Annotated in this window: 28 protein-coding genes; 16 read left to right on the top strand and 12 right to left on the bottom strand. The window is 69.5% G+C overall.

From position 1 onward, the window contains the following. Positions 1–51: 51 nt before the first annotated feature. The gene (locus MO1_RS11765; RefSeq protein WP_036311109.1) at positions 52–795 is read right to left on the bottom strand and encodes an IclR family transcriptional regulator; all 744 of its coding nucleotides are present in this window, start codon (positions 793–795) and stop codon (positions 52–54) included. Between the two features lie 42 nt (positions 796–837). On the opposite strand from MO1_RS11765, the gene MO1_RS11760 reads away from it, so the two are divergent. Continuing rightward, complete coding sequence (locus MO1_RS11760; RefSeq protein WP_060916129.1) at positions 838–1491, top strand: hypothetical protein; 654 nt, start codon at positions 838–840, stop codon at positions 1489–1491. On the opposite strand, the gene MO1_RS11755 is transcribed toward MO1_RS11760, so the two are convergent. Then, positions 1488–2396 carry a LysR substrate-binding domain-containing protein gene (locus MO1_RS11755; RefSeq protein ID WP_060916128.1) on the bottom strand — a complete coding sequence of 303 codons (909 nt, stop codon included), beginning with the start codon at positions 2394–2396 and terminating at the stop codon, positions 1488–1490. The genes MO1_RS11760 and MO1_RS11755 overlap by 4 nt on opposite strands. A 119-nt stretch (positions 2397–2515) precedes the next feature. Between MO1_RS11755 and MO1_RS11750 the strand changes: the two genes are divergently transcribed. The 7 genes from MO1_RS11750 to MO1_RS11720 are packed head-to-tail and all read left to right on the top strand — an operon-like array spanning position 2516 to position 9156. Further along, a complete protein-coding gene (locus MO1_RS11750; protein WP_060916127.1) occupies positions 2516–3544 on the top strand; it encodes an amidohydrolase family protein in 1029 nt (342 codons plus the stop codon). A gap of 17 nt (positions 3545–3561) precedes the next feature. Further along, positions 3562–4266 (top strand): 4-carboxy-4-hydroxy-2-oxoadipate aldolase/oxaloacetate decarboxylase, encoded by a 705-nt coding sequence (ligK, locus tag MO1_RS11745; protein WP_036311103.1) that lies wholly within the window; start codon positions 3562–3564, stop codon positions 4264–4266. Continuing rightward, positions 4263–5216: an amidohydrolase family protein gene (locus MO1_RS11740; RefSeq protein ID WP_060916126.1), complete on the top strand. Its 954-nt coding sequence runs from the start codon at positions 4263–4265 to the stop codon at positions 5214–5216. Before ligK ends, MO1_RS11740 begins: the two co-directional genes overlap by 4 nt. A 1-nt stretch (position 5217) precedes the next feature. After that, positions 5218–6534, top strand: coding sequence for a protocatechuate 4,5-dioxygenase subunit alpha/beta (locus MO1_RS11735; protein WP_060916125.1), 1317 nt, complete (start codon positions 5218–5220; stop codon positions 6532–6534). Further along, positions 6531–7487 (top strand): Gfo/Idh/MocA family oxidoreductase, encoded by a 957-nt coding sequence (locus MO1_RS11730; protein ID WP_136362376.1) that lies wholly within the window; start codon positions 6531–6533, stop codon positions 7485–7487. Before MO1_RS11735 ends, MO1_RS11730 begins: the two co-directional genes overlap by 4 nt. Beyond that, on the top strand, positions 7484–8461 hold the full coding sequence (locus tag MO1_RS11725; RefSeq protein WP_060916124.1) for an aldo/keto reductase: 978 nt from the start codon (positions 7484–7486) through the stop codon (positions 8459–8461). The genes MO1_RS11730 and MO1_RS11725 overlap by 4 nt, the downstream gene beginning before the upstream one ends. Positions 8462–8475: 14 nt before the next feature. After that, positions 8476–9156, top strand: a complete 681-nt coding sequence (locus MO1_RS11720) for a substrate-binding domain-containing protein (protein ID WP_255209264.1) — start codon at positions 8476–8478, stop codon at positions 9154–9156. On the opposite strand, the gene MO1_RS11715 is transcribed toward MO1_RS11720, so the two are convergent. From MO1_RS11715 to MO1_RS11700, 4 genes are all read right to left on the bottom strand, one after another. Then, on the bottom strand, positions 9144–11039 hold the full coding sequence (locus MO1_RS11715) for an amylosucrase (RefSeq protein WP_060916122.1): 1896 nt from the start codon (positions 11037–11039) through the stop codon (positions 9144–9146). The two genes, MO1_RS11720 and MO1_RS11715, sit on opposite strands and share 13 nt — an antisense overlap. A 108-nt stretch (positions 11040–11147) precedes the next feature. Next, positions 11148–11843 carry a hypothetical protein gene (locus MO1_RS11710; protein WP_036311091.1) on the bottom strand — a complete coding sequence of 232 codons (696 nt, stop codon included), beginning with the start codon at positions 11841–11843 and terminating at the stop codon, positions 11148–11150. Further along, the gene (locus MO1_RS11705) at positions 11840–12742 is read right to left on the bottom strand and encodes an ABC transporter ATP-binding protein (RefSeq protein ID WP_060916121.1); all 903 of its coding nucleotides are present in this window, start codon (positions 12740–12742) and stop codon (positions 11840–11842) included. The genes MO1_RS11710 and MO1_RS11705 overlap by 4 nt, the downstream gene beginning before the upstream one ends. After that, the gene (locus tag MO1_RS11700; protein WP_036311087.1) at positions 12739–13122 is read right to left on the bottom strand and encodes a GntR family transcriptional regulator; all 384 of its coding nucleotides are present in this window, start codon (positions 13120–13122) and stop codon (positions 12739–12741) included. Before MO1_RS11700 ends, MO1_RS11705 begins: the two co-directional genes overlap by 4 nt. Positions 13123–13518: 396 nt before the next feature. On the opposite strand from MO1_RS11700, the gene MO1_RS11695 reads away from it, so the two are divergent. The 3 genes from MO1_RS11695 to MO1_RS11685 are packed head-to-tail and all read left to right on the top strand — an operon-like array spanning position 13519 to position 16775. Next, a complete protein-coding gene (locus MO1_RS11695; protein WP_060916120.1) occupies positions 13519–14850 on the top strand; it encodes a quaternary amine ABC transporter ATP-binding protein in 1332 nt (443 codons plus the stop codon). Further along, positions 14850–15809 (top strand): ABC transporter permease, encoded by a 960-nt coding sequence (locus MO1_RS11690; protein ID WP_036311082.1) that lies wholly within the window; start codon positions 14850–14852, stop codon positions 15807–15809. The genes MO1_RS11695 and MO1_RS11690 overlap by 1 nt, the downstream gene beginning before the upstream one ends. Before the next feature lie 48 nt (positions 15810–15857). Next, the gene (locus MO1_RS11685; RefSeq protein WP_060916119.1) at positions 15858–16775 is read left to right on the top strand and encodes a glycine betaine ABC transporter substrate-binding protein; all 918 of its coding nucleotides are present in this window, start codon (positions 15858–15860) and stop codon (positions 16773–16775) included. A 50-nt stretch (positions 16776–16825) separates the two neighbouring features. Here the strand turns inward: MO1_RS11685 and MO1_RS11680 are convergent, their stop codons facing one another. Together MO1_RS11680 and MO1_RS11675 are read right to left on the bottom strand one after the other, a co-directional pair. Further along, positions 16826–17569, bottom strand: a complete 744-nt coding sequence (locus MO1_RS11680) for a hypothetical protein (RefSeq protein WP_036311077.1) — start codon at positions 17567–17569, stop codon at positions 16826–16828. Between the two features lie 10 nt (positions 17570–17579). After that, on the bottom strand, positions 17580–18446 hold the full coding sequence (locus MO1_RS11675; protein ID WP_060916118.1) for a hypothetical protein: 867 nt from the start codon (positions 18444–18446) through the stop codon (positions 17580–17582). 102 nt (positions 18447–18548) lie between these two features. On the opposite strand from MO1_RS11675, the gene MO1_RS11670 reads away from it, so the two are divergent. Together MO1_RS11670 and MO1_RS11665 are read left to right on the top strand one after the other, a co-directional pair. Then, positions 18549–18830 (top strand): hypothetical protein, encoded by a 282-nt coding sequence (locus tag MO1_RS11670; protein WP_036311071.1) that lies wholly within the window; start codon positions 18549–18551, stop codon positions 18828–18830. Positions 18831–18834: 4 nt separating this feature from the next. Further along, positions 18835–19263: a DUF4259 domain-containing protein gene (locus MO1_RS11665; protein ID WP_060916117.1), complete on the top strand. Its 429-nt coding sequence runs from the start codon at positions 18835–18837 to the stop codon at positions 19261–19263. A gap of 6 nt (positions 19264–19269) precedes the next feature. Here MO1_RS11665 and MO1_RS11660 read toward each other — a convergent pair whose 3' ends face one another. The 3 genes from MO1_RS11660 to purL are packed head-to-tail and all read right to left on the bottom strand — an operon-like array spanning position 19270 to position 22474. Beyond that, positions 19270–20001: a YqjF family protein gene (locus MO1_RS11660; protein ID WP_036311066.1), complete on the bottom strand. Its 732-nt coding sequence runs from the start codon at positions 19999–20001 to the stop codon at positions 19270–19272. Positions 20002–20009: 8 nt separating this feature from the next. Then, a complete protein-coding gene (locus MO1_RS14920) occupies positions 20010–20144 on the bottom strand; it encodes a hypothetical protein (RefSeq protein ID WP_255209263.1) in 135 nt (44 codons plus the stop codon). After that, positions 20141–22474 carry a phosphoribosylformylglycinamidine synthase subunit PurL gene (purL, locus tag MO1_RS11655; protein WP_060916116.1) on the bottom strand — a complete coding sequence of 778 codons (2334 nt, stop codon included), beginning with the start codon at positions 22472–22474 and terminating at the stop codon, positions 20141–20143. The genes MO1_RS14920 and purL overlap by 4 nt, the downstream gene beginning before the upstream one ends. A gap of 137 nt (positions 22475–22611) precedes the next feature. Here purL and MO1_RS11650 point away from each other — a divergent pair, with 137 nt between their 5' ends. After that, a complete protein-coding gene (locus tag MO1_RS11650; RefSeq protein ID WP_060916115.1) occupies positions 22612–23223 on the top strand; it encodes a septum formation family protein in 612 nt (203 codons plus the stop codon). A gap of 51 nt (positions 23224–23274) precedes the next feature. Next, positions 23275–23817 carry a septum formation family protein gene (locus tag MO1_RS11645; RefSeq protein ID WP_235186089.1) on the top strand — a complete coding sequence of 181 codons (543 nt, stop codon included), beginning with the start codon at positions 23275–23277 and terminating at the stop codon, positions 23815–23817. On the opposite strand, the gene MO1_RS11640 is transcribed toward MO1_RS11645, so the two are convergent. Then, a complete protein-coding gene (locus tag MO1_RS11640; RefSeq protein ID WP_060916114.1) occupies positions 23805–24011 on the bottom strand; it encodes a hypothetical protein in 207 nt (68 codons plus the stop codon). The genes MO1_RS11645 and MO1_RS11640 overlap by 13 nt on opposite strands. Before the next feature lie 111 nt (positions 24012–24122). On the opposite strand from MO1_RS11640, the gene MO1_RS11635 reads away from it, so the two are divergent. Then, positions 24123–24461 carry a TraR/DksA family transcriptional regulator gene (locus MO1_RS11635; protein WP_036311059.1) on the top strand — a complete coding sequence of 113 codons (339 nt, stop codon included), beginning with the start codon at positions 24123–24125 and terminating at the stop codon, positions 24459–24461. Positions 24462–24535: the final 74 nt, after the last annotated feature.

The raw sequence follows: 24535 nt of genomic DNA, 5'->3' as shown, positions 1-24535 counted from the left end.
TCCCGGTTCCGTGCGTCGACGGCAAGTTCCCATTGAATGGGACTACGGGACTCAGCCCCGCAGGTCCGCCTCGATGCGCGCCGCGGCATCCTGCAGGGCGCGGACCGCCGCCGCCGGGTCCGTCTCTCGCGGCAGCACGACCGACAGCGCGGCCGCGACGACACCGGCGTCCCGGATGCCGACAGCCACCCCGGTCGACACGGTTTCGATCGAGCCGGGCGCGATCACGACGCCGGTCCGCCGAATCTCGGCGAGCAGGCGGCGGAGGACCACGGCATCCGTCACCGTCTCGGGAGCCAGCGCGCGGAGCGGGCCCGCAAGCACCCGCTCGCGCACGGGCGCCGCGGCGTGGGCGAGCAGGAGCAGCCCCGACGACGACGCGTGCAGGGGGAGGCGGCCCGCGATGCGCGTGATGTTGGCGCCCGCGTCGGGGTGGGAGAGCCGCTCGATGAACAGGGCCTCATCGTTCTCGAGCACGGCGAGCTGCGTGTGCTGGCGGATCGTCGCCTGCACATCCTCCATGTGCGGGAGCGCCGCCTGACGCAGCCGCAGCGCGAACGAGCCGCGGAGGGCGAGTTCCCACAGGCGCATGCCGAGATGGATGCGGCGGTCCTCGTCGCGCTCCAGGAGTCCTGCCTCGACGAGCTCCTCGACGATCCGGTGCGCTGTCGACGGCGGCAACCCGGCACGGCGGCCGATCTCGGCGGCGGACTGCATCGACCGCTCCGCCGTGAAGGTCTCCAAGACCCGCACGATGCGGTCCGTGAGGGACTCGCCGGAGGGGGAGTTGGCCATAGGGACAGGATGGCACGCGTCCCGCGGCGGTACCCTCGGTCCATGCCCGAGCCCCTGCTGATCGCGTCGTGGCCCGAGGCGCCGCTGTCGGTGCAGGCCGCGGCCGATCTCCTCGCCGGCGTGGGCGTGCGGTGGTGGCTGTCGGGCGGAGCCGCGCTCGACCACTGGCTCGGCGCACCGATCCGGGGCCGCGCGAACACTGACGTCAGCATCCTCCCCGGAGACGTCGCCCGGCTGGTCGACGCGCTGCCCGAGGGCTACTCGGTGTGGGCTCCCGAGGGCGAGGACTCCGTGATCGCGCTCGCCGACGCGGTGCCGGATGCCGACCTGCAACCGCTCCGCATCCGGGACGACCGTGCGGGCACCTGGGTGCTGCAGGTGAACATCGAGGACGGCACCGAGAAGGTGTGGATGTATCGCCGCGACCCGCGGCTGCAGCTGCCCTGGGACCGCGCGGTCCTCGACGTCGGCGGCATCCCGACCGGCGCGCCCGAAGTGCAGCTGACGTGGAAAGCCCTCCGCCCCCGGCCCGAGGACGACGCCGACAAGGCCGCGGCGCTGCCCGCGCTGATCGACGATGCCCGCGCGTGGTTCGAGCGCGCCATCCTGACCGTCCACCCGCACTCGACGTGGTCGATCCACGTCCGCAGTCCGTTCGCGCCGGCGAAGGCGAGCTGGAACCGTCGCACGTCCTAACGGTCCCGGTACTCGCCTGCCGCGACCGCGGTGAAGACGAGCTCGCGGAACCAGCGCTGCGCGGGCGACAGGCCCGCTTCGGTGCGGGAGTAGATCGAGACGGGCGTGCTTGTTGCCGGCCACGGGAGTTCGGCGATGCGCAGTCGCGGGAACCAGCCGCAGAACACCTCGGCGACGTGACGTGGCAGCAGGACCACGAGGTCGGTCGTCTCGAGCACGGCGGGCACCGTCGCGTACTCCTCGACGGTCAGAGTCACCTGCGGGAGCAGACCGCGCTCGATCATCGCCTGCAGCGGGTACACGTGACCCCCGCGTGCGGACACCCGCACGAACCGGCGCCCGGTGAACATGTCGTCGGCCGTCGGCGGCAGCGGGTGGTCGTTCGAGGCGAGGGCGACGTACTCGACGCTGCGGATCGGCGTCCGCCACAGCCGCTGCGAGTCGACGAGCGACACGGTCACGGCCAGGTCGACGGTGCCGCGCAAGAGCCCTTCTTCGACCTGGTCGGCGTCGAGGCGCTCGACCTTGAGGTGCAGGCGCGGGGCCTCGCGCTCGAGCAGCGGCATGATCGGCGGCAGGAACGTCTGCTCACCGATCGAGGTCAGCGCGAGCGAGAGCTCGCCCTCGAACGACGAGGCGTCGAACGCCTCGGGGGCGGTCACCGTCGCGTCGATCTGAGCGAGCGCCTCGTGGATCGGACCGAACAGCTGCTGCGCCCGCGGGGTCGGCACCATGACGTGTCCGTGGCGGTGGAAGAGATCGTCGCTGAAGCGCTGGCGGAGCGATCGCAGGGTGTAGCTCACGGTCGGCTGGGTCACGTGCAGGCGTTCCGCCGCCGCGGTGAGGCTCCGCAGTTCGTAGAGCACCACGAACGTCCGCAACTGGTTCAGATCGGCGAACGGCATCCATAGATCCCATCTATCGGGAAGCGCTGTCGAATCTATTGGACCACGGACTACCGCCGATCTACAGTCAACGAAACGGCACCATCCGGCCGCGCTCCCCGACGACGAGGACTCCCGCGTTGATCATCGACATCCACGGCCACTACACGACCGCCCCCGCGCAGCTCGGTGCCTGGCGAGACCGCCAGATCGCGTTCACGGAGGGTGCGGGCGAGGCCCCGGATGTCGCCGACCTGCACATCAGCGATGACGAGATCCGCGAGACGATCGAGGCCAACCAGCTGTCGCTGATGGATGCCCGGGACATCGACCTCACCGTCTTCAGCCCGCGGGCGTCGTTCATGGCGCACCACATCGGCGATCTCGAGGTGAGCGCGACCTGGGCCCGGATCTGCAACGACCTGGTCGCCCGCGTCGCGCGGCTGTTCCCCGACCGGTTCCTGCCGGGCGCGATGCTGCCGCAGTCGCCGGGAGTCGACCCGAAGACGACCCTCGCCGAACTCGATCGAGCCGTCGACGAACTCGGCGTCGTGACGGTGAACATCAACCCCGACCCGTCGGGTGGGCTCTGGACCGCGCCCGCGCTGACCGACAAGAGCTGGTACCCGCTGTACGAGAAGCTCGTGGAATACGAGTTGCCCGCGATGATCCACGTCAGCACGTCGTGCAAGCCGGTCTTCCACACGACCGGCGACCACTACCTGAACGCCGACACGACCGCCTTCATGCAGCTGCTCAAGGGCGACCTGTTCCGCGACTTCCCCGACCTGAAGTTCGTGGTTCCGCACGGCGGCGGCGCGGTCCCGTACCACTGGGGGCGTTTCCGCGGACTCGCGATGGCGCTCGGCAAGCCCGAGATCGAGGAGCACCTGCTCGGCAACGTGTTCTTCGACACGTGCGTCTACCATCAGCCCGGGATCGACCTGCTGACCGCGGTCGTGCCGACCGACAACGTGCTCTTCGCCAGCGAGATGATCGGCGCCGTCCGCGACATCGATCCGCGCACGGGCCACTACTTCGACGACACCCGCCGGTACGTCGACGCCACCGACAACCTGTCCGCCGACGAGCGCACCGCGGTGTTCGAGGGGAACGCGCGTCGCGTGTACCCCCGACTCGAGCGTGCGCTCGCGTCCCGCGGGCTCTGAGACACCCGGGAGCACCCATGACCCAGCGACTCAACGATCTCGGGATCGTCCGCACGAACATCACCCGCCCGCATCCTGACGACGTGGCGAAGCTGTCGGAGTTCGGCGTCGCCACCGTCCACGAAGCCATGGGGCGGGTCGGACTCCTCCGCCCCTACGTCCGGCCCGCGTACTCCGGTGCCCGGATGTGCGGCCCCGCCGTCACCGTGCTGCTGCAGCCCGGGGACAACTGGATGATGCACGTCGCCGCCGAGCAGGTGCAGGAGGGCGACGTCCTTGTCGCCGGCTGCACGACCGAGAGCGAGGACGGCTTCTTCGGAGAGCTCCTCGCCACGTCGCTCGCCTCGCGCGGCTGCGCCGGTCTCGTGATCGACGGCGGCGTCCGCGACGTGGCCGACCTCGAGAAGATGGACTTCCCCGTCTTCTCCCGTGCGATCAACGCGAAGGGCACCGTGAAGGCGACCCTCGGCTCGGTCAACATCCCCGTCGTCGTCGCCAACGCCCTCGTCACCCCCGGCGATGTCGTCGTCGCCGACGTCGACGGCGTGGTCGTCGTGCCGCAGGCCATCGTCGGTGCAGTCGCCGGCGCGTGCGCCGCCCGCGAGGCGAACGAGGAGTCGAAGCGCCAGAAGTTCCGCGCCGGCGTCCTCGGCCTCGACCTGTACAAGATGCGCGAACCGCTCGCGGCGGCTGGCCTGACCTACGTGGAGGACGGACGATGACGCTCACCGACAGCGCTCCCCACGGCGCGACCAGCGGCGGCTTTGAGAAGACCGCCGGATGGCTCGACTGGTACGACGGTCCGAGCACGCCGACGTTCCGCCTCCCGGCCGGGGCGGTGGACGCGCACTGCCACGTGTTCGGCCCGGGCGCGGAGTTCCCGTACTCCCCGGCCCGCAAATACACGCCGTGCGACGCCTCCGCCGACCAGCTCTTCGCGCTTCGCGACCACCTCGGGTTCGAACGGAACGTCATCGTCCAGGCGACGTGCCACGGCGCCGACAACAGCGCGCTCGTCGATGCGCTCCGCCGCAGCGACGGCCGTGCGCGGGGAGTCGCGACGGTCCGCGCCGACATCACGGATGCCGAACTCGACGAGCTCCATGCGGCAGGCGTTCGCGGGGTGCGTTTCAACTTCGTGAAGCGACTCGTCGATCGCGTCCCCACCGACTCGCTCGAGGCGATCGTCGCGAAGATCGCCCCCCGCGGCTGGCACGTCGTCATCTACTTCGAGGCCGAGGACCTGCCCGGCCTGTACGACTTCTTCTCGGCGATCCCGACCGACGTCGTCATCGACCACATGGGGCGCCCCGATGTGACCAAGGCGGTGGACGGACCGGATTTCGCGCTGTTCCTCCGCTTCCTGCGCGAGAACCCGAATGCGTGGACCAAGGTGAGCTGCCCCGAGCGGCTCAGCACCAGTGGTCCCCGCGCCCTCGACGGCGAGCAGCACGCGTACGTCGACGTCGTGCCGTTCGCCCGTCGCGTCGTCGAGGAGTTCCCCGACCGCGTGCTGTGGGGCACCGATTGGCCACACCCCAACCTCAAGGACCACATGCCCGACGACGGGCTCCTGGTCGATTTCATCCCGCAGATCGCGACGACGGCCGAGCTGCAGCAGAAGCTGCTCGTCGACAACCCGCAACGGCTGTACTGGCCCGAAGGAGCATGACATGACGCTCGATAAGCCCTACAAGAACGTTCCGGGAACGACGATCTTCGACGCGGATCAGGCCCGCAAGGGGTACCACCTGAACCAGTTCTCGATGTCGCTGATGAAGCCCGAGAACCGCGAGCGGTACCTCGCCGACCGCGAGGCGTACCTCGACGAGTGGCCGCTCACCCCCGCTCAGCGCCAGGGTGTGCTCGACCTCGATCTGAACGCGTGCATCCGCGAGGGCGGGAACATCTACTTCCTCAGCAAGATCGGGGCGACCCACGGGCTGAGCTTCCAGCAGATGGCCGGGTCGATGACCGGGATGTCGGAGGCCGCGTACCGCGACATGATGATCGGCGGCGGGCGTCGCCCCGAGGGCAACCGGCTGAAGGACCTCGACGGATGGGCTCCGCCTGCGACGGAGAAGTCCGAGGTCATGCGCCCCGACGCTCCGGCGAAGTTCACGTCTGCGCTGTTCACGTCGCACGTGCCCGCGATCGGCGCGGCGATGGACCTCGGCAAGACCGAGGAGCCGTACTGGAAGAAGGTCTTCGACGGCTACGAGTGGACTCGCAGATGGGCGAAGGAGAACACGCCGGACGTCGTCATCCTCGTCTACAACGACCACGCCACGGCGTTCGACTCCAACATCATCCCGACGTTCGTCCTCGGCACGGGTGCGCACTACCCGGTCGCCGACGAGGGCTACGGACCCCGTCCGGTGCCCGACGTGAAGGGGTACCCGGAACTCGCCGCGCACATCGCCCAGTCGGTCATCCAGGACGACTTCGACCTGACCCTCGTCAACGAGATGGTCGTCGACCACGGCCTGACGGTGCCCCTCTCTCTCGTCTTCGGCGACGTCGACGAGTGGCCGTGCCGCGTCATCCCGCTCCCGGTCAACGTGGTCCAGTACCCCGTGCCATCGGGGCGGCGTTGCTACGAGCTCGGCCGGGCGATCCGCCGGGCGCTCGACAAATGGGATGGCCCGAAGCTGAACGTGCAGATCTGGGGTACCGGCGGCATGAGTCACCAGCTGCAGGGACCGCGCGCCGGCCTCATCAACGAGGAGTGGGACAACGCGTTCCTCGACCACCTCATCGCCGACCCGCTGGGCCTCACCGAGTGGCCGCACATGGAGTACGTCGATGAGGCCGGGTCCGAGGGCATCGAGCTCGTCGATTGGCTCATCGCCCGCGGTGCGATGGATGATCAGTTCGGTGGCGAGACCCCCGAGATGAACCACCGTTTCTATCACGTGCCCGCATCGAACACGGCTGTCGGACACTTGGTGATGACCAACCCCACCGCATCCCAGGAGGACCCTTCGTGACAGCCGGAAAAGTCCGCATCGCCGTCGTCGGCGCCGCCGGCGCGTTCGGGATGAAGCATCTCGACGGGCTCCGCAACATCGCCGAGGCCGAGGTGACCGTTGTCAGCGGTACCCGGCCGGAGTCCGTGCAGGCCGTCGCCGAGCAGTACGGCATCCCGAACGCAGTCGTCGGACTGGATGCCGTCCTGGCACGCGACGACGTCGACGCCGTGATCCTTGCGACCCCGACCCAGCAGCATGCCGCGCAGACACAGGCGGTCCTCGCCGCCCGAAAGCACGTGCAGGTCGAGATCCCCCTCGCCGATTCGCTCGCAGACGCCGAGGCGACGCTGGCCGCGGCGGAGGCATCCGGCCGCATCGCCATGGTCGGTCACACTCGCCGGTTCAACCCGTCGCATCAGCTCATCCACAACCGCATCGCGGCGGGCGAGTTCGCCGTACAACAGATGGACGTGCAGACGTACTTCTTCCGCCGTTCGAACACCAACGCCAAGGGTGAGGCGCGGTCGTGGACCGACCACCTGCTCTGGCACCACGCCGCGCACACGGTCGACCTGTTCGCCTACCAGGCGGGGCGCATCGTGCAGGCGAACGCGATCCAGGGTCCGATCCACCCCGAGCTCGGCATTGCGATGGACATGTCCATCCAGCTGAAGGCGGAGTCCGGAGCGATCTGCACGCTGTCGCTGTCGTTCAACAACAACGGACCGTTCGGATCATTCTTCCGTTACATCGGTGACAGCGAGACCTACATCGCGCGCTACGACGACCTGGTGAACGGCCGCGAGGAGCACATCGACGTCTCGGACGTCGCGGTCAGCACGAACGGCATCGAACTGCAGGACCGCGAGTTCGTCGCCGCGATCCTCGAGGGCCGGGAGCCGAACTCCTCCATCCGCCAGGTCATCGATTGCTACCGCGTGCTCGGTGCGCTCGAGGAGCAGCTCTCATGACGCTGCCCCGCATGGGCCTCGGCTGCATGCCGCTGAGCCACGCCTATGGCATCCCTCCCGCCGCCGATGCGGGTGTCTCGATGCTCCAGGAGGTCATCGACCGGGGCGTCACTTTCCTCGACACCGCCACGCTCTACGGCGCGGGCAGTAACGAGCAGATCGTCGGTCGGGCGCTCGCCGGCGGTCGTCGCGATCAGGTCGTGCTGGCGAGCAAGGGCGGTATGGCGATCGTCGACGGCGTGAAGGTCATCGACGGTCGTCCCGAGACCCTGCGCGCGCAGGTCGATGCGTCCCTCGGTCGTCTCGGCGTCGACCACATCGACATCTACTACCTGCACCGGTGGGACAAGCGCGTCCCCATCGGCGAGAGCGTCGCCGCGCTCGCCGAGCTGGTCGCGGTCGGCAAGATCGGCGGCGTCGGGCTGTCCGAGGTGTCGGTCGTGCGACTCCGTGAGGCGCACGCCGTCGCGCCGATCGCGGCGGTGCAGAACGAGTACTCGCTGTGGAGCCGCAACCCCGAACTCGGCATCCTCGAGGCCACGCGCGACCTCGGAGTTCCGCTCGTCGCGTTCTCGCCCGTCGCGCGCGGGTTCCTCTCCGACGGAGTCGCCTCGCCCGACGACCTCCCCGAGAAGGACATCCGACGCGGGATGCCGCGGTTCCAGCCGCCCCACTGGTCGACGAACGCGCAACTGCTGCCCGCCTGGCGCCAGCTCGCCGGCGAGGCCGGCTGCACCCCGGCGCAGCTCGCACTGGTGTGGCTGCTGTCCCGCGGCCCGCACGTCGTGCCGATCCCGGGCACGACGAGCGCCGCGCACGCGCTCGAGAACGAGGCCGCGACCGAGCTCACCGTCGCGCGCGAACTGCTCGACCGCGCGGGCGCGCTCATCGACACCGCGACGGTGTCGGGACCTCGCTACAACGAGACGAACGCCGCCGAGGTGGATGCCGAGTCTTTCGGCGACGCGGCATGAAAGCGATCTCGTCGATGGCGACGAAAGCGGTTCTGGGTGCGCTCGCCGAGGAGGCGGCCCGATCCGGTCATCCGCGGCTCGACATCGAGTCCATCGGGGGAGTGGATGCCGCGGAGCGAGTGCGCGCGGGTGAAGACGTCGACCTCGTGTTCCTCGCCGACAGCGCGTTGCGCCGCCTGGCCGAGGAGAGGCACGTGGAGCCCGAGACCGTGACCCCGCTCGTCCTGTCGCAGGTCGCGGTCGCCGTCCCCGGGGAGAGTGCCGCCGCCGCCGTTCCCGCCGGCCCGGCGTTTCCGGATGCAGAGAGCCTGCGCGCGGCCGTGACCGCCGCGACGCGCATCGGCTACTCGACCGGTCCCAGTGGAACCGCGTTCCTCGAGATGCTGACAGCGTGGGGCGTGATCGACGACGTCCGCGACCGTCTCGTGCAGGCGCGGCCCGGTCTGCCGGTGGCCCAGCTGCTCCGAGACCGGGAGGTCGATCTGGGGCTCCAGCAGCTGAGCGAACTCGCGGGGGCACCCGGCATCCGGATCCTCGGAACGTTGCCTCCGGACTGCGCGATCGACACGGTGTTCTCAGGCGCGGTCAGCCGGTCGTCACAGCACCCGGACGACGCGCTCGGCGTCCTGCAGTCGTTCGCGTCGGCCGCGTCACGCCCGACGATCGAACGGCTCCACTTCGCTCAGGCCGGCTGAACGCGCAGCCAGCGGAAGCCGTGGGCCGCAAGCTCGAGCCCCCCGGATAGGTCGGCCGTCGTGCCGTCTACCACGTCGGTCGCTGAGCCGCGGAACCCCGACAGGGTGACCGCATCGATCGTCACCGCGTCGTCGCCGACATTCGCCAGCACGAGCACCGAGCTCGCCGTGCCGGGGCGCTGGAATCCGACGACCGACGGATGCGGCGTGTGGAACGGCGTGAGCGGGATGTCGGCGAAGTCGGGCGTGCGCCGACGCGCTTCGATCAGCGCCGTCAACCGGGCGTGGATGCGGCCCGCGACCGTTGTGGTGTCGTGCCGCGCGGCGAACGCCTCGGCATCCGCTGCGGGTCGATGCACCCACCGGCTGTCGTCGGCGTGGGCGGGGTCGTCGCGGTACGTGTAGTCGTTCAGCTGACCGAGCTCGTCACCGAGGTAGAGCAGCGGGATGCCGCCGGTCGACAGCGCGAGCGCATGCGCCAGGATGACGCGGTCCTCACCGCCCGGGTCACCCGCTTCGACGCCGGCGAGGGACGCTGTGGTCCCCGCAATGCGTGCGTCTCCGGTCTTCGGGTTCTCTTGGAAGGGGACGCCGCGCGAGAACGTGCCGTCGAAGCGGCCGACGTAGAAGTCGTTGAGGAACCGGCGATGGGAGTATCCGTCGATGCCGAGGGTCGCGGCATCCTCATCGGCGAAGGTCCAGCCGATGTCGTCGTGGCTGCGGACGTAGTTCACCCAGGCGGTGCCGGCGGGCAGGGCGTGGCGCTCGTCGAGCGCCTTCTGCAGCAGGCGGCCGTCACGCGTCGCGAGAGCCTCCCAGCCGAGCGCCATCTGCAGCGGGTTGTAGGAGAGCTGGCACTCCTCGGGGGAGATGTAGGTGATGACCTCGTCGGGGTGGACGATCGCCTCGGACTTGAACAGCACCGACGGCGCGCCGAGCGTGAGCACCTGGTTGAACGCGCGCAGCAGGAGGTGCGCCTCGGGAAGTGACTCGCAGGCGGTGCCGAGGCGCTTCCAGATGAAGGCGACGGCGTCCATGCGGAGCACCTCGACGCCCTGGTTGGCTAGGAAGAGCATCTCGCCCGCCATGGCGGCGAACACCGCGGGGTTCGCATAGTTCAGGTCCCACTGGAAGTGGTAGAACGTCGCCCAGATCCACCGGCCGTCGGGCAGCTGCACGAACGAGCCCGGGTGGTCGTCGGGGAAGATCTCGCGGACGGTCTCCTCGTAGCGATCGGGCATCGTGCGGTCGGGGAAGATCAGGTAGAAGTCTTCGTAGCCCGGCTCGCCGGCGATCGCCTTCTGCGCCCACTCGTGCTCGTTGCTCGTGTGATTGAAGATGAAGTCCACGACGAGCGAGATGCCCGCCTCGCGCAGGTCCGCCGACAGAGCGGCGAGGTCTTCCATCGTGCCGAGGCGGTCGTCGACCGCGCGGTAGCTCGACACCGCGTACCCGCCGTCGTTGTTGCCCTCGGGCGCGGCGAACAGCGGCATCAGGTGCAGGTAGGTGAGGCCGAGCTCCTGGAAGTAGGGGATGCGATCCCGGATGCCGCGGAGCGACCCCGCGTACCGGTCGACGTAACAGACACCCCCGAGCATCTTCTCCGACAGGTACCAGCCGGGGTCGGCGCTGCGCTCCTCGTCGAGACGCTTCAGGTCGGCGGGTCGCTCGCGCCAGCTCGCCGCCGCGGCGGTGACGACCGCCGCGAACGCCTCCTGTCCGTCCTCGCGCTCGCCGTAGAGCTGGGTGAAGAGGTCGTGCAGCACGGGCAGCACCTCCGCCGCACGCGCGCGGAAGCCGGCATCCGTTCCGGCGAGCGCCGCCTCGGCGGCGGCGGTGGCGACGTCCAGGTCGACGGTCGAGTGCGTGGTCAGACGGGCCATGGTGCTCCCCAGCGTCGGGTCGGGTGGAGCAGATCGTATCGCGACAGTGCCGCTCCGCGGAGACGCGGAGCGGCACTGGGGCTCTGAGCGATCAGGCGCGCGGTGCGATCAGGCGATCGCGCGGCGGAGGATCCCGTACGAGACCGCGGCCAGCGCGGCGCTGGCGAGCACGAGCGCCGCCGTCAGTGCGATCGGGGTGAGCGCGCCGAACCAGGCGAACACCGAGCCCCAGGCCTGCATTTGACCGATGAGCCACATCGTGGCGATGAGCAGCAGGCCCAGCCCGATGAAGACGACCGTCAGCACCAGGTTGCCCCACCGCTTGTAGACGGTCGCGAAACAGAACCCGACGATGAAGAAGAGAAGGGCGAGGGCGAAGAAGAACAGCCCGGCGACAAGCGGGCCCTGCGACCAGATCCACGTGAGGCGGAACATGAAGGCGTTCATGCCCCACCCGCCGGTCGCCTCCTCGATGAGCCCGCCGATCACGAAGATCACGGCGAGGCCAGCCGAGGTCAGTGCCGCGGTGACGAGCGTGCCGAGGTAGAACTCCCGTCGGGTCACGCTCATCGCCTGCGAGAAGGGGAAGGTGAGCGTGAGCGCCTGGACGCCCACGGCGAGGAAGTACCAGAGGGGCGCCTGCGCGCCGCCCCCGAACATCGTCGCGCTTGCTCCGGCGCTCGAGATGAGGCCGAAGATCGCGAGACTGATCACGACGGTGCCGGCCAGCACGATCAACGGCACCCAGACGAACGTGGCGCGGTTGACGAGCTGCATGCGCACGACGTTGAGGGTGCGGTTCATCGGAGTGCTCCTTCGTCGGTGGTGGTGGTGGCGGCACGCTGCGTCTGCCGCACGATGAGCTGTTGCAGCGACACCGGGGTGGCGTCGAGGTGGGATGCCGCGAGTTCGGCACGGTCGGCCGCGCTCAGCGCGCCGAGCACGGTGGCGCTCGTGACGCGCCCGAGGCTCTCGCGGTGGATCACCTCGCGCCCGGTGACGAACGCCTCGACGGCGGTGCTCTCGCCGGTGACGGTGGCGGCGCGGTCGCGGATCGACTCGGTGTCCTCGTCCATGATGATCCGGCCGCCGTCGATGACGATGACCTTCTCGAGCAGGTTCGAGACCTCGTCGATGAGGTGGCTGGAGAGGATGATCGTGCGCGGGTGCTCGGCGTAGTCCTCGAGAAGGCGGTCGTAGAAGATCTGGCGGGCGACGGCATCCAGACCCAGGTACGGCTCGTCGAAGAAGGTGACCTCGGCGCGTGCGGCGATGCCGATGATGACGCCGACGGCGGAGAGCTGCCCGCGCGAGAGCTTCTTGATGCGGGTCTTCACCGGCAGGCGGAACTCGGCGATCAACCGGTCGGCGAGGGCTTGGTCCCACTGGGGGTAGAAGAGGCGCGCGATGCGGAACGCGTGCAGCGGCGTCGCATCGTCGGGGTACTTCTGGCTCTCGCGGACGAAGCACATGCGGCTGAGCACGGCGGCGTTCTCGTAGGGCGACTCCCCGAAGACGCGGATGTCGCCGGCGGTGGGGAAGTTCTGTGCCGTGAGGATCGACATGACGGTCGTCTTGCCGGCGCCGTTGCGGCCGAGGAGGCCGTAGATGGCGTCGCGTTCGATCGTGAACGAGATGTCGTCGACAGCGGTGGTGTCGCGGTAACGCTTGGTGAGGTTCTTCACCTCGATGACGGCGGTCATCGTGTCGTTCCCTTCGTGGTCGTGGTGGTGGCGCGCTCCGTCAGCAGACGGGCGAGGTCATCGGGGCCGAGGCCAAGCTTTCGGGCTTCGGCGATCAGGGGGTCGAGGTAGCGGTCGGCGAACGCCGAGCGCCGTTCGGTGAGCAGGAGCTCGCGGGCGCCGTCGGCGACGAACATGCCGATGCCGCGGCGTTTGACGAGCACGCCTTTGTCGGTGAGCATCGCGATTCCCTTCGCCGCGGTGGCCGGATTGATGCGGTGGAAAGCCGCCAGTTCGTTCGTCGAGGGCGCCTGTTCCTGTTCGGACAGGGTGCCGTCGATGATCGCGTCCTCGACGCTCTCTGCGATCTGCAGGAAGAGCGGGCGTCCTTCGTCGACCATTCCGACTCCGCGTTCTCGTTAGTGGGTTAGTTACATGAGTAGGTAACCACCGAACCTCGTTCGTGTCAACGACGATTTTTCGGATGCCCGCGCCGCCCGCGCGCGAAATACCGAGGGATGCGCGATGCGTCAAGGGGCTAGGTCGATTTGATCGGGGTCAACCACCTCGTTACCGTCGAAGGTGGGCCTCGTGCCCTCGACGACCAGTCCGCGGCCGTTCGACCCGGCGCCTCACGGTGCGGCGACGAGCAGACGTATGGTCGGCGGTCTGGGCGATGAACCCGATGTTCGTCGCCGGAGCAGCGCACTCGAGTGACACTTCGCTCGTGCGGATGCCGGTGATCGCCACCCGGGCGCTACCGATGCGGACGCGTGCGCGCCCGCCGAGGGAAGCACGTGACAACTGCCGCTGTCGAAGCGAAGAATTTGTTCAAGGTCTTCGGGCGAAATCCCGGCCAGGCGGTCAAACGCCTCGAGGCCGGGGAAACCCGAGACCAGGTTCGCGACTCCGGAACCGCTGCCGTCATCGACGCGAGCTTCCGCGTCGAACGGGGCGAGATCTTCGTGATCATGGGCCTGTCGGGCTCGGGGAAGTCCACCATCATCCGCATGCTGAACGGGCTGCACGACGCGACGGGTGGCGAGGTCCTCGTCCACGGCGAGCCGATCACCGGCATCCCCGCCGCCAAACTCCGCGGCATCCGTCGTGAGCGCATCGCCATGGTGTTCCAGCACTTCGCTCTGCTGCCGCACCGCACAGTCGCCGCGAACGTCGCCTACCCGCTCGAACTGCAGGGCGTCGGCAAGGCCGAGCGCCTCGCGAAGGCCGAGGAGATCCTCGGGCTCGTCGGGCTCGAGGGCTGGGGCGACAAGCTGCCTTCGGCTCTCTCGGGCGGCATGCAGCAGCGCGTCGGCATCGCCCGCGCGCTCGCCGCCGACACCGACATCCTCCTGATGGACGAGGCGTTCAGCGCTCTCGACCCGCTCATCCGCCGCGAGATGCAGGAGCAGCTGCTCGAGCTGCAGCAGAAGCTGCAGAAGACGATCATCTTCATCACGCACGACCTCAACGAGGCGATGTTCCTCGGCGACCGGATCGCGGTCATGCGCGACGGCCGCATCGTGCAGATCGGCACTCCCGAGGACATCCTCACCGACCCGGCGAACGACTACGTCGAGCAGTTCGTGCAGGACGTCGATCGCGCCCGCGTCCTCACGGCCGCGAACGTCATGGAGCGTCCCAGCTCGGTGGCGGTGACGGATGCCGCCGGTCCCCGCACCGCGCTTCGCACCATGCGCGACGCTCGGATGGCGGCCGTCTACGTGACCGACCGCAGCCGCAAGCTGCTCGGCATGATCAGCGACCGCGATGCGCTCAAGCTCGTCCGCCGCGGGTCGACCACGATCTCGACGCTGATCCGCCCGGTCCCGCAGGCCGTGGGTCGCGACGATGTGCTCATCGACCTGTTCGTCCCTGCCGCCGAGTCGCCGCTGCCGCTCGCCGTGACGGATGACGAGGGTCGACTCGTCGGCGTCATCCCGCGCATCACGTTGCTCACCGCGCTCGGGCCCGTGACGACCGAGACGACGGAGATCCCCGTCATCCTCGACCCCGTCCCGGGTGCCGAGATCGATGCGGCCCTCGCTACTGAGGGCCGGGCCGGCACCGACGAGCAGGCCGGTGGTGCGGGCGAAGGCCCCGCCGCCGAGAAAGAGGAGGTCCGCTGATGGATGGTTTCCGTATTCCCATCGGCGAGTGGGCCGAAGCGGGCGTCGCCTGGATCCGTGACACGCTCGGCTGGCTGCTCTCGGGCGTCTCAGCCGTCGTCGGGTGGTTCGTCGACACGCTCGCGAACGGTCTGCTGTCGCTTCCGATCGTCGCGGTCATCGTGATCTTCGCCGCGCTCGCCTGGCTGCTCCGCTCCTGGCGTTTCGCCATCGGGACCATCGTCGGCTTCGTCCTCATCCTGGGCGTCGGCCAGTGGGTCAACTCGATGCAGACCCTCGCCCTCGTCCTCGTGGCAGCACTGATCGCCGTCGTCATCGCGGTGCCGCTCGGCATCGCCGCGGCCCGCAACGACACGTTCAGCGCCATCCTGCGACCCGTGCTCGATCTCATGCAGAGCATGCCGGCGTTCGTGTACCTGATCCCCGCGATCGTGTTCTTCAGCATCGGTGTGGTCCCCGGTGTCGTCGCGACCGTCATCTTCGCGCTGCCCCCGGGCGTGCGTCTGACCGAGCTCGGCATCCGCGGCGTCGACAGCGAGACGGTCGAAGCCGGACACGCCTTCGGTGCGACCCCCGCGCAGATCCTCCGCGGTGTGCAGCTGCCCCTCGCGATGCCCAGCATCATGGCGGGCGTCAATCAGCTGATCATGCTGGCCCTGTCGATGGCGGTCATCGCCGGTATCGCCGGTGCGGACGGCCTCGGTAAGGAGATCGTCCAGGCGATGTCGACCGTCGACATCGCGAAGGGTGTCGAGGCCGGTCTGAGCGTCGTCATCCTCGCGGTCTACCTCGACCGCCTGACGGGCGCGCTCGGCGCCCTGAAGACGCAGCGCGGTTCGCTGCTCGGCGCCATCGCGCGCCGCCGCGGCCCGCAGGACGCGCGCTCGACAGCTGCTGCAGCCCCGGCGCCGGCCGAGCAGGACGCACCTGTGGCGGAGCGCACCCCCGCCCGCGTCTGACCCTGACCCGCACGATACGGAACCAGTAATCACATACGGAAGGCACACATGAACAAGCGACACCTGACCGGCATCCTCGCGATCGGAGCCGCGGCATCCCTCGCTCTCAGCGGCTGCGCGACCGGCAACGACGTCGCCGGCGGCGGCTCGAACGGGGGCGGCGAGGGCGACCTCGGCACGATCACGCTCGGCTACCTGCCCTCCTGGACCGACGGCCTCAGCACGGCGTACCTGCTCGAGGACCAGCTCGAGAAGATCGGCTACACCGTCGAGATGCAGGAGCTCACCGAGGCGGGACCGCTCTACGCCGGTCTCGCCCAAGGCGATGTCGACATCTACCCGTCGGCCTGGCCCGAGCTGACCCACAAGTCCTACATGGACCAGTACAAGGACCAGATCGAGGACCTCGGCGCATACTACGAGGGCGCCAAGCTCACGATCGCGGTGCCCGACTACGTCGACATCGACTCGATCGACGACCTGAAGGCGAACGCCGCCCGCTTCGGCGGGAAGATCTACGGCATCGAGCCCGGTGCGGGTCTGACGAAGCAGACGCAGGAGTCGATGATCCCCGCGTACGGCCTCGACGACAGCTTCCAGCTCGTCACCTCGTCGACCGCGGCGATGCTCACCGAGCTCGACAGCGCCGAGGCGGCGAAGCGCGACATCGTCGTGACCTCGTGGCGTCCGTTCTGGGCCAACGACAAATACAAGCTGAAGGACCTCGAGGACCCGAAGGGTGCCATGGGCAAGGCGGAGGCCCTGCACTTCCTCGGCTCGGAGGGGTTCGCGAAGGAGTACCCCGAGGCGGCCGAGCTCATCAAGGGCATCAAGCTCGACGACGAGCAGTACGCGAGCCTCGAGGACACCGTCGTCAACAAATACGGCGAGGGCAAGTACCCCGAGGCCGTCGACGAGTGGCTGAAGGAGAACCCCGACGCCTACGACACGATCGTCACCGACTGATCACACGGTGATCTGAGGGGATCCGGCTGCGGCCGGATCCCCTTCGTCGTTCATGCGGCGGGTGCGGGCGGTTCCGTCGAGGGACGTTCGGTCAGCGGCTGCGCGACCTTCTTCTCGAGCACCTCGACCGCGTCGTCGGAGAGGGCGATGAGCCCCTCGATCTCCTCTCGGACGCGCCGGTAGGCGAGCTGGCGTTCGGCGGGTGTCGCGGCGTCGTCGGTTGCGACGGCCAGCATGCGGGATGCCGTGGCGAGGCGCTTGCGCTCCGCGTCGGTCAACCCCGAGTCCCGGACGCGACGAGCCTCACGCTCGGCGAGGTCGAAGGCGACCTCGAAATCGGTGACGGCGCGGCGGTACGCGGTGATCTGCTCGGCCGTCGGCTTCGACCCTGCGGCGGGACGGGCACGGTCGGCGACCGTCTTGGCGCGGAGGAAGGCCGCGGTGAGCGGGTCGCGGCCGTTGCTCATCGAAGGGAAGGCGATGAGCTTGGCGACGTCGAGCTCGTAATCCAGCCAGCGGTGGGTGACCTCGTCATGGACAGCACGGAGATCGTCGGCCTGATCGGACAGCGACTGCGCGGGAGCCTCGACCTCGGCCGCGGCGGCCGACCCGATGCCCCGCTTCACCGACGCGCGGGCCGCGGTGAGCTCGGCTTTGGCCTTGATGATCTCCAGGCGGTGCTTGTGGCGGCGCTTCGAGGCGGCGGCGAACGACCCGCTCGCCGCAGAGGCGAGCCCGAAGAGCGGAAACACGAGCCACCAGTAATGACCCGCGAAGTCCCAGAAATCGTTCACTCGCTACACCTTACGGGCGGGGCCTGTCGCGGTCGCGACCGTCACGACGCGAGCGGTAGGCGTCGAGAGCGGATGCCGCACCTTCGGCCGCTCTCGTGATCCCGTCGACCGAACGGGCGATGGCTTCGGAGGCGACGATCGTCCAGCGCGACGTCGCCGAGTCGTCGGCGGGAGCGTCCTCGGGCCGGTGGCCGGCCAAGCGCCAGGCCTCCTGCTCCGCGGCGGCGAACGCGCGACCCGTGGCATCCACGGCCGCGCGGTAGATCGTGAACTGCTCGGGAGTCAGCTTGGCCGTGGCGGATGCCGGGCGGTGCTCGCGGGCGACGCCCTCGAGGCGCAGGAACTCGGCCGTGGCGGGGACGCGCACGTCGCTGAGCGCGGGGAACGCGAGGCGGCGGGCGGCATCCGTCTCGTACTCCATCCAACGCGCGGCGATCGCATCGTGTGCGGCCATCAGGCGAGCGAGCGGGAGGTGCTGCGGATCGGTGCCGCGTGCGGGGACGGCAGCGCGCTCGGCGCTGACGCGGGCACGGGCGACGCGGATGCTCGCGGTCGCGGCGGCCTTGGCTCGCTGCGCGGTCTCGAGAGCTCGCCGGGCGGTGCGGACCTCGTCGGGGCGGGCGCGGCCGACGGCGCGCTCGGCTTCGGCGCGCGTGACCTCGGCCTGTGCGACGCGTGCCGCAGCACGGGCGCCGATCGCGTCGGCCCGCGCCTGCTGCAGCTCGTGCTGTGCGGCCTTGAGGCCGAGGCGACGGGCACGGGTCGTGCGTCCGCGGCGGACGCCGACGAAGCCGGCCGCTCCGGCGCCGACCGCGGCGGGGGCGACCCACCAGAACTCCGCCAGAGCGGCTCCGATCCCCACGATCCAGAGCTGCATGTCGCCATGCTATCCGCGCACGGTGGTCGTGCTCCCCGGCGGTGCGCGATCTGGACGCCCGCCGTTCACCCGAGAGACGCTTCGACGTGGCACCTTCGCCGCATGGGGATCGAAGAACGAACCTGGGTCGACTCGCCGGTGTGGTCGATGGTGGCCGGCGCCGCGTGCCTGGTCGGCGCGTTGGCGGCGGTGTGGCTCGTCGCCGTCTACGGCGTCGAGACGATGATGTGGGATGCCACGCACGGCACGTGGGCGTACGTCGCGCGTCCGCTGGCCGAGGTCGTCACCGTCCTCGGCATCGCGCTGGCGGCGATCCTCGTCGCGCTCGGAGCGGCCGTGATGGTCCGGGCGCTCCGGCGAGGCTGGGACGGCGCGCTCGCCTGACCCGATGTCGAGCGTGGTCGCTACGCTCGAGGCCATGGGCGCATGGAGCGAAGAACCGTTCGGCAACGACACCGCCGCGGACTGGGCGTGGGAACTCGACGAGGCTGACTCGTGGGCGTTCGTCACCGATGTCCTCCAGAGCTACGCGGCGGGCGGCGAGGAAGACCAGGATGTCGACGCGATCGCCGTCGCGGCGGCCGCGGTGGTCGCGCACGGGGCCGGCTTGGCGCTGTCCGAGCAGGAGGACACCGAGTCGGTGGAGGGGTTCCTCGCGCGCGTCGGCGCACCGCCGGCATCCGTCGTCGCCCTGGCACGCGCCGCGCTCGACAAGGTCGGCGGGGACTCCGAGCTCGCCGAACTCTGGGCCGAGAGCGACGAGATCGACGAGTGGCGGGCGACCCTCACGCGGCTGCGCGACGCGCTCCCCGCCTGACCTCCGTCAGCGGACCCGCTGGGCGGCTGAGAAGCGCGTGATGACGCCGGGATGCCGCGCAGGCATCGCGAGCACCGAGTCCGGCGCGTGGTCGGCGAGACCGGGGAAACCGGCGTCTGCCAGCAGGCCGTCGTCGAGACGCTCGACCTCGGCGCGGACCAGCGGCCACGGCTCGTGTTCGTTCGCGGCCCAGATCGTGCGACCCAGGTGCCGCTCGTGGAAGCCCCAGCGCGCCGTGAGGAAGCGGCTCAGCGGATCGTCGACGACCTCGGTTCCAGGGACGACGCGGATGCGGGTGCGCACCCGGTCGCCGAAGCCGGGATGCCGGCGGGACGCGTAGTCGAGCGCGTCACCGTCCGTCCGAACCGCTGCCTTCGCCCACCGATACGGCAGGCCGAAGACGGCACGAGCGCCGAGGACCGGCAGCAGGTGCTCAGCCTCGAGGGTCTGGAAGACGACGCCGCGGCGGCCGTCGGCATCCTTCGCGTAGGTGCGGACGTTGATCTCGACGAACCGACCCACGAAGGGGACGGGGGGAAACGGCAGGAAGCGGAACTCGCTCAGCACGAACGGGATGAGGCCCACCCACGCCGACCCGTCGAACACGTCGGGCTCGGTTCCCGGCGGCAGGAGCGGTGCGACCTGCGCGGGGTCGACCCGCCAGTGCAGGAAGCACGCTCCGCTCCAGCGCTGCTGCAACACCGCACGACCCGAGAGGGCAGGAGCGGTGGCATCCATGTCGGGGGTCAGCCGAAGAGCAGCGTGAGGACGGTCGCGCCGCCGCCGACGAGCACCATCGCGATGATGACGGTCCACGCGACGACCTTCGTGCGGGCGCGCTTGCGACCGACGAACTCGGCGTATTCCGGATCGTCGCTCACGCGGTGACCTCGTCGACGATCGCGCCGAAGGCGGCGGGAAGAGTGGCCTTCGAAGTCCGACGCAGCTCGGGGACCGGAACGGTGAAGACGCCCTGCACCTCGAGCGAGGCGACCTCGCCCTCGGCGGCCGAGTCGGTCACGCCGATGCGGAGCACGGGGTAGCCGCGCCCCTCGCACAGGCCGCGGAACTTCACGTCCTCCTCGCGGGGCACCGACACGATGACGCGGCCGGTCGACTCGCTGAAGAGGGCGGTCGCGGCATCCACACCGTCACGCTCCATGATCTCGCGGAGCCACACGCGGGCGCCGACGCCGAAACGCATCGTCGCCTCGGCGAGGGCCTGACCGAGGCCGCCGGCCGACAGGTCGTGCGCGCTCGAGACGAGCATCTCGTCACGCGCCGCCTGCAGCAGGCCAGCGAGGGTCTTCTCACCGGCGAGGTCGACCTTCGGCGGGCGACCGCCGAGGTGGTCGTGCACGGTGTCGGCCCAGGCCGAGCCGTCGAGCTCGGTCGCGGTGGTACCGAGGAGGTAGATGTTCTCGCCGGCATCCTGCCAGCCGCTGGGGATGCGGCGCGAGACGTCATCCATGATGCCGAGGACGCCCACGACCGGCGTCGGGAAGATCGGCTGGTCGCCGGTCTGGTTGTAGAAGCTGACGTTTCCGCCGGTGACGGGCACGCCGAGTTCGAAGCAGGCGTCGGCGAGGCCGTCGACGGTCTGGCCGAACTGCCACATGACCTCGGGGTTCTCGGGGCTGCCGAAGTTGAGGCAGTCGGTGACGGCCGTCGGCTCGGCACCCGTGACGGCGACGTTGCGGTACGCCTCGGCGAGGGCGAGCTGCGCGCCCGCGTACGGGTCGAGCTGGCAGTAGCGGGCGTTGCAGTCGGTCGCGATCGCGAACCCGAGGCCCGACTCCTCGTCGACGCGGATCATGCCCGCGTCGTCGGGGAAGCTGAGGGCCGTGTTGCCCATGACGTAGTAGTCGTACTGGTTGGTGACCCAGGACGTGTCGGCGAGGTTCGGGCTGCCGAGCAGCTGCAGGAACTGGTCGCGGAGAACCTCGGGGTCGTCGCTGCGCTCGAGGGATGCGGCCGAGTTCTCGCGGAGGGCGTCGATCCAGGTCGGGTAGGCGACGGGGCGCTCGTAGACGGGGCCGTCGACCGCGACGGTCGAGGGGTCGACGTCGACGATCTGCTCGCCGTGCCAGAAGATCTGCAGGCGGCCGTCACCGGTGACCTCGCCGAGGACGCTCGTCTCGACATCCCACTTCTGAACGACCGCGAGGAACGCGTCGAGCTTCTCGGGAGCGACGATCGCCATCATGCGCTCCTGGCTCTCGCTCATGAGGATCTCTTCGGGCGTGAGCGACGGGTCGCGCAGCAGCACCTTCTCGAGGTCGACCTTCATGCCCGATCCGCCGTTGGCGGCCAGCTCGCTCGTCGCGCACGAGATTCCCGCGGCGCCGAGGTCCTGGATCGCTTCGACGAGTTCGCCCTGGTACAGCTCGAGGCAGCACTCGATGAGCACCTTCTCGGCGAACGGGTCGCCGACCTGCACGGCGGGACGCTTGGTGGGGCCGCCGTCGGCGAAGGTGTCGGATGCCAGGATCGACGCTCCGCCGATGCCGTCGCCGCCCGTGCGGGCGCCGAAGAGCACGACTTTGTTGCCGGCGCCGGTGGCGTTGGCGAGCTTGATGTCCTCGTGGCGGAGGACGCCGACCGCGAGGGCGTTGACGAGCGGGTTGCCCTGGTAGACCTTGTCGAAGACCGTCTCGCCGCCGATGTTCGGAAGGCCGAGGCAGTTCGCGTAGAAGCTGATGCCGCTGACGACGCCGTGCACGACGCGGGCGGTGTCGGGGTCGTCGATGTCGCCGAAGCGCAGCTGGTCCATGACGGCGACGGGACGCGCGCCCATCGAGATGATGTCGCGGACGATGCCGCCGACGCCGGTCGCGGCGCCCTGGAACGGCTCGATGTAGCTGGGGTGGTTGTGGGACTCGACCTTGAAGGTGACTGCCCAGCCCTCACCCACGTCGACGACGCCGGCGTTCTGCCCCATGCCGACCATGAGGCGCTCTTTCATCTCGTCCGAGACCTTGTCGCCGAAGCGGCGGAGGTAGATCTTCGAGGACTTGTAGGAGCAGTGCTCGCTCCACATGACGGAGTACATGGCCAGCTCGCCCGAGGTGGGGCGGCGGCCGAGGATCTCACGGATCTTGTCGTACTCGTCGGGCTTCAGGCCGAGGGCGCCGTACGGCTGTTCCCGCTCCGGCGTGGCGATGGCGTTCTCGACGGTGTCTGCGATCGAGGGGCTGACTGGGGTGCTCACGCGGCTGGGCTCCAAGACTCGGGATGCCGGGGGACGCCCCCATCCTATCGGCGGGCCACCGGCATCCCGTCGTGTCTGCGAGGGCACCGCTCCGATACGCTGACGCCATCAGCTCGACGAGCACTCCTGGGGGATTCATGTCGGCAGCTCACTCGCGGCGCTGCGCCGTTCTCGCGGCCGTCGTGGTCGCCGCGTCGATGACGCCGCTGCTGTCCGGATGCACTCAGGTGGTGGCCGTCGTCGCGGGCACGATCCTCGAGGTGCGGGGTGGGCCGTCTCGGCCGCAGCCCTCGCCCGGGGCTGAGGCCGAAGCCGACGACGTCGATAACGACATCGCCTTCGAGTACCTCCGGATCGGCGACTGCTTCGACGATCCGAACGAGTACGACGGGGGCGAGGGCGAGGGCGAGGGGGCGTGGACGATGCTCCTCATCCCCTGCGAGGAGCCGCACTGGTACGAGCTGTACGCCAAGGGAGACCTGGGCAGGTCTCACTTCCCCGAGGCGATGTCGCCGACTGCCGAGTTCCCGGGTGATGAGGCGGTGAGCGATGCCGCGGAAGAGATCTGTTACGACGCCTTCGCCGACTATGTCGGCGGATCGTATGAGGATTCAACCCTCGAGTACTGGTACTACCTGCCGACGGCGGAGTCTTGGGCGCACGGCGATCGCATGGCGAGATGCGTCATCGGCCTCGAGGAGGGGACCATCGCGGGCAGCGCCGCGGGTTCCGGCCGTTCTGTCTCGTGATGACTCCGATACGCTGACGCCGTCAGTTCGGCGCTTACTCCTGGGGGATTCATGTCGACACGTCGCCTGCGCTCGATTGCGCTCGGAGCCGTGGGGTTGGTTGTCGCCGCCCCCCTTTTGTCCGGCTGCTCAGAGGCCGTGCTCTACCAGCTGTCGGGCGCCGTCTATCGCGATGCGTCGGGGGAGATCACCGTCGGCGGAGAACTCGACGTGTTCGATCTCGTCGCGGGGGATTGCTTCGACGAGTCGGACGCCGTCAGTCCTCGGGCGACGGAGGATTCGGTGTTCGTCGTGCAGGCGATCCCGTGCGTCGACCCGCACACGTACGAGGTGTACCACGTGTTCGTGCTTCCGAACGGGGACTATCCCGGTGAGGACGAGGCCGCGGAGGCGGCCGACCAGGGCTGTCTTCCGGCCTTCGAGGACTTCGTCGGACAGCCCTGGGAGGACTCCACGCTCGAGTACTCCTTCTACACGCCGGCCGAAAGCGGATGGGACGGCATCGACAAGGATCGAATGGTGCAGTGCTTCATCGGTGACGAGGGCGTGATCGTGAAGGGCAGTGCCGCCGACGACGGACGTCAGTCCTCCTGAGTGCCTGCTCCGGCGTCGTCCGGGTCGGAGTCGATGACGCCGATGCCGACGGCGTGGTGGCTGGGCTCCTCGCCCTGCTTCGGCGGTGCCTTCGGCTCCTCGCCCGGCTCCTTCGCGACGCTGGGCTCTTCGAGTTCCTCCGTGTCAGGCATCTCTTCGGGGTCGTTGTGCTGGGTGCCTTCGTTGTCCGCCATGACGGCTCCTTCCGGTGGTTCTGCTCTGTGGGATCCACTCTGCGGGTGGGATGCCGGCCCGGCGACGGTCTTGACGGTGGCGGGGTCGGTGGGTAGGCCTACGCTGACCGGATGGATGCGGTCGATCGTCTGCGGGCACGGGAGCTCGAGCTGCGCGCCCAGTTGTCGCGACTCGACGCCGATGACGCGGCGTTGCGGGTCGATCGATCGGATGCGACCGCAGACGACGAACACGACCCCGAGGGGTCGACGCTGTCGGGCGAGTGGCAGCGTGTCGATGCGTTGAGGGCGTCGACGCGTGACGAGCTGGCTCAGGTGGCGACGGCGCTGGCGCGGGTGGATGCCGGCACCTATGGAGTGTGCGAACGGTGCGGTCGCGAGATCCCCGCAGCGCGCATGGAGGTCCGGCCGCAGGCGACGATGTGCGTCGCGTGCGCGTCGGTCGGTTGACGGGTTGCGCCGATCAGAACGGCGCGGGTTCCGATGTGGTCGGTGGTGCGGCAGGGGTGAAGGCGACGGCCGGT

Source organism: Microbacterium oleivorans NBRC 103075 (assembly GCF_001552475.1).
GTDB classification, from domain to species: domain Bacteria; phylum Actinomycetota; class Actinomycetes; order Actinomycetales; family Microbacteriaceae; genus Microbacterium; species Microbacterium oleivorans.
The sequence above is the reverse complement of the archived record's forward strand: the minus strand, read 5'-3'. Positions and strand labels throughout refer to the sequence as shown.

What these genes read in the sequence shown, in the direction of transcription:
- MO1_RS11660 (WP_036311066.1), bottom strand. Translation starts at nt 20,001, where the DNA reads ATGGATGCCACCGCTCCTGCCCTCTCGGGTCGTGCGGTGTTGCAGCAG.
- MO1_RS11685 (WP_060916119.1), top strand. Translation starts at nt 15,858, where the DNA reads ATGAACAAGCGACACCTGACCGGCATCCTCGCGATCGGAGCCGCGGCA.
- MO1_RS11700 (WP_036311087.1), bottom strand. Translation starts at nt 13,122, where the DNA reads ATGGTCGACGAAGGACGCCCGCTCTTCCTGCAGATCGCAGAGAGCGTC.
- MO1_RS11715 (WP_060916122.1), bottom strand. Translation starts at nt 11,039, where the DNA reads ATGGCCCGTCTGACCACGCACTCGACCGTCGACCTGGACGTCGCCACC.
- MO1_RS11640 (WP_060916114.1), bottom strand. Translation starts at nt 24,011, where the DNA reads ATGGCGGACAACGAAGGCACCCAGCACAACGACCCCGAAGAGATGCCT.
- MO1_RS11670 (WP_036311071.1), top strand. Translation starts at nt 18,549, where the DNA reads ATGGGGATCGAAGAACGAACCTGGGTCGACTCGCCGGTGTGGTCGATG.
- MO1_RS11755 (WP_060916128.1), bottom strand. Translation starts at nt 2,396, where the DNA reads ATGCCGTTCGCCGATCTGAACCAGTTGCGGACGTTCGTGGTGCTCTAC.
- MO1_RS11635 (WP_036311059.1), top strand. Translation starts at nt 24,123, where the DNA reads ATGGATGCGGTCGATCGTCTGCGGGCACGGGAGCTCGAGCTGCGCGCC.
- ligK (WP_036311103.1), top strand. Translation starts at nt 3,562, where the DNA reads ATGACCCAGCGACTCAACGATCTCGGGATCGTCCGCACGAACATCACC.
- MO1_RS11765 (WP_036311109.1), bottom strand. Translation starts at nt 795, where the DNA reads ATGGCCAACTCCCCCTCCGGCGAGTCCCTCACGGACCGCATCGTGCGG.
- MO1_RS11650 (WP_060916115.1), top strand. Translation starts at nt 22,612, where the DNA reads ATGTCGGCAGCTCACTCGCGGCGCTGCGCCGTTCTCGCGGCCGTCGTG.
- MO1_RS11705 (WP_060916121.1), bottom strand. Translation starts at nt 12,742, where the DNA reads ATGACCGCCGTCATCGAGGTGAAGAACCTCACCAAGCGTTACCGCGAC.
- MO1_RS11710 (WP_036311091.1), bottom strand. Translation starts at nt 11,843, where the DNA reads ATGAACCGCACCCTCAACGTCGTGCGCATGCAGCTCGTCAACCGCGCC.
- MO1_RS11675 (WP_060916118.1), bottom strand. Translation starts at nt 18,446, where the DNA reads ATGCAGCTCTGGATCGTGGGGATCGGAGCCGCTCTGGCGGAGTTCTGG.
- MO1_RS11645 (WP_235186089.1), top strand. Translation starts at nt 23,275, where the DNA reads ATGTCGACACGTCGCCTGCGCTCGATTGCGCTCGGAGCCGTGGGGTTG.
- MO1_RS11735 (WP_060916125.1), top strand. Translation starts at nt 5,218, where the DNA reads ATGACGCTCGATAAGCCCTACAAGAACGTTCCGGGAACGACGATCTTC.
- MO1_RS11690 (WP_036311082.1), top strand. Translation starts at nt 14,850, where the DNA reads ATGGATGGTTTCCGTATTCCCATCGGCGAGTGGGCCGAAGCGGGCGTC.
- MO1_RS11725 (WP_060916124.1), top strand. Translation starts at nt 7,484, where the DNA reads ATGACGCTGCCCCGCATGGGCCTCGGCTGCATGCCGCTGAGCCACGCC.
- MO1_RS11760 (WP_060916129.1), top strand. Translation starts at nt 838, where the DNA reads ATGCCCGAGCCCCTGCTGATCGCGTCGTGGCCCGAGGCGCCGCTGTCG.
- MO1_RS11720 (WP_255209264.1), top strand. Translation starts at nt 8,476, where the DNA reads ATGGCGACGAAAGCGGTTCTGGGTGCGCTCGCCGAGGAGGCGGCCCGA.
- MO1_RS11665 (WP_060916117.1), top strand. Translation starts at nt 18,835, where the DNA reads ATGTCGAGCGTGGTCGCTACGCTCGAGGCCATGGGCGCATGGAGCGAA.
- MO1_RS11740 (WP_060916126.1), top strand. Translation starts at nt 4,263, where the DNA reads ATGACGCTCACCGACAGCGCTCCCCACGGCGCGACCAGCGGCGGCTTT.